General features: G+C 69.2%; 2 protein-coding genes. Both read left to right on the top strand.

All coding sequences use genetic code 11. From position 1 onward, the window contains the following. Positions 1-722: 722 nt before the first annotated feature. Complete coding sequence (gene gyrB, locus HW445_RS16210; RefSeq protein ID WP_180221728.1) at positions 723-2783, top strand: DNA topoisomerase (ATP-hydrolyzing) subunit B; 2061 nt, start codon at positions 723-725, stop codon at positions 2781-2783. Positions 2784-2884: 101 nt separating this feature from the next. Continuing rightward, entirely contained in the window at positions 2885-5560 is a 2676-nt protein-coding gene (gyrA, locus tag HW445_RS16205; RefSeq protein ID WP_180221727.1) for a DNA gyrase subunit A, read from the top strand. Positions 5561-5832 lie beyond the last annotated feature (272 nt).

The following is a 5832-nucleotide window of genomic DNA, read 5'->3' as shown; positions in this document are numbered from 1 at the left end:
GCAGGGCCTTCGCGGGGCTGACGTTCGCGTTCCCTGCGCGCCGCCCGGCCGGTCGCTGCCGGAACCCTGCCGCCGTGCCTTCCCGGGTGCCGGAACGCCGCCCATCCGCGCGGCCGCCCCCTCACCGCGGTGCGGCGCAGGACCAGCTCCGGTGGGCAGCGCCCTCTCGTTCCCCGACCTGCCCCCTTCCCAGCAGGCGCTGGGCCTGCGTGGACGAGCCGTCACGTGCGCACGCACCGCCTGCGCCCGCCCGTGCCGCCCCAGCGGCACGATCGCCCGCAGGCGGAACGAGGCTCCGGCTTGGCCGTCCCGCAGACGGAACGGCGGCATTCGCCCGGCCCGACAGGAGGCGGAGGCGGCCCCCCGCCCGCCCGCGGGAATGCCCCGCACCGCCGCGGACATCAGGGAGAGGGCGGGTGTTCGAAGAGGGCGCCGCTGAAGGTGACCTTCCGGTAGCCATGGGTTGACAAGGCGAAGCGCTGAGTGCCGCTGTGAGGCTCTTGGAGCCCCATCCCGTATATGGGGAGTCGGTACGGTCCGGTTCAGGGCGGCACATGCGAACTGAGGTGCCCGCAACGGCCCATCACTGTCGGCGCTAGCGGTAGACTGGAGCGCAATCCCGCCCCACTTGTGGGACACACACCGAGCAACGCTGATCCAGGCCTAAAAACCGCAACATGCCGCAGCCGCTCCGGTCGGGTCATCGGCCGCGAGGACGGCTTGTGCTGTGCCAGAAAGGGCGCTTCGTGGCCGATTCCGGCAACCCCAACGAGAACATTCCGTCCACCCCCGCCGCCGCCGAGGGCAACCCGCCCTCGTACGACGCGAGCGCCATCTCCGTGCTCGAAGGGCTGGACGCGGTCCGCAAGCGGCCCGGCATGTACATCGGCTCGACCGGTGAGCGTGGTCTGCACCACATGGTGCAGGAGGTCGTGGACAACTCCGTCGACGAGGCGCTGGCCGGCCACGCGGACACCATCGACGTCACGATCCTCGCCGACGGCGGCGTCCGGGTCGTCGACAACGGCCGCGGCATCCCCGTCGGCATCGTCCCGGGCCAGGGGAAGCCGGCCGTCGAGGTCGTGCTCACCGTCCTGCACGCGGGCGGCAAGTTCGGAGGCGGCGGCTACGCCGTCTCCGGTGGTCTGCACGGCGTCGGCGTCTCGGTCGTGAACGCCCTGTCCACCCGGGTCTCCGTCGAGGTCAAGACCGATGGTTTCGTGTGGACGCAGGACTACAAGGCGGGCGTGCCGACGGCCCCGCTGGCGCAGGGCGACGCCACCGACGTGACGGGCACCTCGGTCACCTTCTGGGCCGATCCGGACATCTTCGAGACCACGGAGTACTCCTTCGAGACCCTCTCCCGGCGGTTCCAGGAGATGGCGTTCCTGAACAAGGGCATCTCCATCAGCCTGACCGACGAGCGGGAGGCCGCGAAGGCCACCGCGGGCGCGGACGAGGCGGGCGCGGACGCCAAGCCCGAGGTCAAGACGGTCACGTACAAGTACGACGGCGGCATCGTCGACTTCGTCAAGTACCTCAACTCCCGCAAGGGCGAGATGGTCCACCCGACCGTCATCGACATCGAGGCGGAGGACAAGGAGCGCCAGCTCTCCGTCGAGGTCGCGATGCAGTGGAACGGCGGGTACAGCGAGGGCGTCTACTCCTTCGCCAACGTCATCCACACCCACGAGGGCGGTACCCACGAGGAGGGCTTCCGCGCCGCGCTGACCACGCTGATCAACAAGTACGCGCGCGACAAGAAGCTGCTCCGCGAGAAGGACGACAACCTCACCGGCGACGACATCCGCGAGGGCCTGACCGCGATCATCTCGGTCAAGCTCGGCGAGCCGCAGTTCGAGGGCCAGACCAAGACCAAGCTGGGCAACACCGAGGTCAAGACCTTCGTCCAGCGCGTCGTCCACGAGCACCTCACCGACTGGCTGGACCGCAACCCCAACGAGGCCGCGGACATCATCCGCAAGGGCATCCAGGCCGCCACGGCCCGTGTCGCCGCCCGCAAGGCGCGCGACCTGACCCGCCGCAAGGGCCTGCTGGAGTCCGCCTCGCTGCCGGGCAAGCTGGCCGACTGCCAGTCCAACGACCCGTCCAAGTGCGAGATCTTCATCGTCGAGGGTGACTCCGCCGGCGGCTCCGCCAAGTCCGGCCGGAACCCGCAGTACCAGGCGATCCTCCCGATCCGGGGCAAGATCCTCAACGTCGAGAAGGCGCGGATCGACAAGATCCTGCAGAACCAGGAGATCCAGGCGCTGATCTCCGCGTTCGGCACCGGCGTGCATGAGGACTTCGACATCTCCAAGCTCCGCTATCACAAGATCATCCTCATGGCGGACGCCGACGTCGACGGTCAGCACATCAACACCCTGCTGCTGACCTTCCTGTTCCGCTTCATGCGGCCGCTGGTGGAGGCCGGGCACGTCTTCCTCTCCCGTCCGCCGCTCTACAAGATCAAGTGGGGCCGGGACGACTTCGAGTACGCCTACTCCGACCGCGAGCGCGACGCCCTGATCGAGCTCGGCCGCGGCAACGGCAAGCGGATCAAGGACGACTCGGTGCAGCGCTTCAAGGGTCTCGGCGAGATGAACGCCGAGGAGCTGCGGATCACCACCATGGACCAGGAGCACCGGGTCCTCGGCCAGGTCACCCTCGACGACGCCGCCCAGGCCGACGACCTGTTCTCGGTCCTGATGGGCGAGGACGTCGAGGCCCGCCGCGCCTTCATCCAGCGCAACGCCAAGGACGTCCGCTTCCTCGACATCTGAGTCGGTCACCGCTGAGCAGTCGAACAGCTGACCGGTCGAACGGCCGAGCAGCTGAGTAGCTGGGCAATCGCTGACCGCACCAGGAAGGATCTTCACCCGCAATGGCCGACGAGAACACTCCCGTCACTCCCGACCCCGCCGGGGACAACGCACCCGAGACCGTCGCCGTCGACCCCACCGACGGGGGCGACGTCGCGATGCGCATCGAGCCGGTCGGGCTCGAGACGGAGATGCAGCGCTCGTACCTCGACTACGCGATGTCCGTCATCGTCTCGCGCGCGCTGCCGGACGTCCGGGACGGCCTCAAGCCCGTGCACCGCCGCGTCCTGTACGCCATGTACGACGGTGGCTACCGGCCCGAGAAGGGCTTCTACAAGTGCGCCCGCGTCGTCGGCGACGTGATGGGCAACTACCACCCGCACGGCGACTCCTCCATCTACGACGCCCTGGTCCGCCTGGCCCAGCCGTGGTCGATGCGGATGCCGCTGGTCGACTCCAACGGCAACTTCGGCTCCCCGGGCAACGACCCGGCCGCGGCCATGCGGTACACCGAGTGCAAGATGGCGCCGCTGTCGATGGAGATGGTCCGCGACATCGACGAGGAGACCGTCGACTTCACGGACAACTACGACGGCCGCTCCCAGGAGCCGACCGTCCTGCCGTCCCGCTTCCCGAACCTGCTGATCAACGGCTCGGCCGGCATCGCGGTCGGCATGGCGACCAACATCCCGCCGCACAACCTCCGCGAGGTCGCGGCCGGCGCCCAGTGGTACCTGGAGAACCCGGACGCCTCCCAGGAGGACCTCCTGGACGCGCTGATCGAGCGCATCAAGGGCCCCGACTTCCCGACCGGCGCCCTGGTGGTGGGCCGCAAGGGCATCGAGGAGGCCTACCGCACCGGCCGCGGTTCGATCACCATGCGCGCGGTGGTCGAGGTCGAGGAGATCCAGAACCGCCAGTGCCTGGTCGTCACCGAGCTGCCCTACCAGGTGAACCCGGACAACCTGGCCCAGCGGATCGCCGACCTGGTCAAGGACGGCAAGATCGGCGGCATCGCCGACGTCCGCGACGAGACCTCCTCGCGCACCGGCCAGCGCCTGGTCATCGTGCTCAAGCGGGACGCGGTCGCCAAGGTCGTCCTCAACAACCTGTACAAGCACACCGACCTCCAGACCAACTTCGGCGCCAACATGCTGGCCCTGGTCGACGGCGTGCCGCGCACCCTCTCGCTGGACGCGTTCATCCGCCACTGGGTGACGCACCAGATCGAGGTCATCGTCCGGCGGACCCGCTTCCGGCTGCGCAAGGCCGAGGAGCGCGCCCACATCCTGCGCGGCCTGCTGAAGGCCCTGGACGCCATCGACGAGGTCATCGCCCTGATCCGTCGCAGCGACACGGTGGACGTGGCCCGTGGGGGCCTGATGGACCTGCTGGAGATCGACGAGATCCAGGCCAACGCGATCCTGGAGATGCAGCTCCGCCGGCTCGCCGCACTGGAGCGCCAGAAGATCATCCAGGAGCACGACGAGCTCCAGGCGAAGATCAACGAGTACAACGAGATCCTCGCCTCCCCGGTCCGCCAGCGCGGCATCGTCAGCGAGGAACTCGCCGCGATCGTGGAGAAGTTCGGCGACGACCGCAAGAGCGCGCTGGTGCCCTACGACGGCGACATGTCCATCGAGGACCTGATCGCCGAGGAGGACATCGTCGTCACGGTCACCCGCGGCGGCTACATCAAGCGCACCAAGACCGTCGACTACCGCGCCCAGAAGCGCGGCGGCAAGGGCGTGCGCGGCACGAAGCTCAAGGAAGACGACATCGTCGACCACTTCTTCGTGTCGACCACCCACCACTGGCTGCTGTTCTTCACCACCAAGGGCCGGGTCTACCGGGTCAAGGGGTACGAACTGCCGGACGCCGGCCGGGACGCCCGCGGCCAGCACGTCGCCAACCTGCTGGCCTTCCAGCCGGACGAGCAGATCGCCGGCATCCGCGCGATCCGCGACTACGAGGTGGCCCCGTACCTGGTGCTCGCCACCAAGAGCGGCCTGGTGAAGAAGACCTCGCTGAAGGACTACGACTCCCCGCGCTCCGGCGGCGTCATCGCCATCAACCTCCGGCAGATGGAGGACGGCAGCGACGACGAGCTGATCGGCGCCGAGCTGGTCTCCCCCGACGACGACCTGCTCCTCATCAGCAGGAAGGCCCAGTCCCTGCGGTTCACCGCGACGGACGACTCGCTGCGCCCGATGGGCCGTGCGACCTCGGGCGTGAAGGGCATGAGCTTCCGCGAGGGCGACGAACTGCTCTCGATGAATGTCGTGCGACCGGGTACGTTCGTGTTCACGGCGACGGACGGCGGATACGCCAAGCGCACCGCCGTCGACGAATACCGGGTGCAGGGACGTGGCGGTCTCGGCATCAAGGCTGCCAAGATCGTCGAGGACCGCGGGTCGCTCGTCGGCGCGCTGGTGGTGGAGGAGAGCGACGAGATCCTTGCCATCACGCAGGCCGGCGGTGTGATCCGCACCCGGGTGAGCGAGGTCAGGGAAACCGGCCGTGACACCATGGGCGTCCAGCTGATCAACCTGGGCAAGCGTGACGCGGTGGTCGGCATCGCACGGAACGCCGAGGCGGGACGCGAGGCGGAGGAGGTCGACGGCGACATCGTCGTCGACGAGGCCGCCGAGGGCACCGTCGAGGGCGAGTCCGGCGTGACGACCGCTGAGGCCGGGACGACCGGCGCGGACGAGGGCGAGGCGCCCTCGGCCGAGTAGGCACGAGGAGTGAGACGAGCGTGAACGGAGCCACGGGCGCCGGACCGACCGGTGGGGAGACCGACGGCGGCGGCCGTGGCTCCTTCGCGCATGAGCAGGCCCCGCCGCAGCAGGCGGCGGGCGACCATTCGATCCATGGATCCCAGGGGGGAACCGTGACCCAGCCCACCCAGCCCTACGAGCAGCCCGGCCAGGCCCAGGCCCAGGCGCAGGGGCGTCATGACGTGACGCCGCTGCCGACGTCGCCGCTGCCCGGGGAGCGGCAGGGGCAC

It is taken from the genome of Streptomyces sp. UH6 (assembly GCF_013421635.1).
GTDB lineage: Bacteria > Actinomycetota > Actinomycetes > Streptomycetales > Streptomycetaceae > Streptomyces > Streptomyces abyssomicinicus.
The sequence above is the reverse complement of the archived record's forward strand: the minus strand, read 5'-3'. Positions and strand labels throughout refer to the sequence as shown.

Excerpts from the sequence above, each read along its gene's own strand:
- gyrA (WP_180221727.1), top strand. The coding sequence starts at position 2,885 with ATGGCCGACGAGAACACTCCCGTCACTCCCGACCCCGCCGGGGACAAC.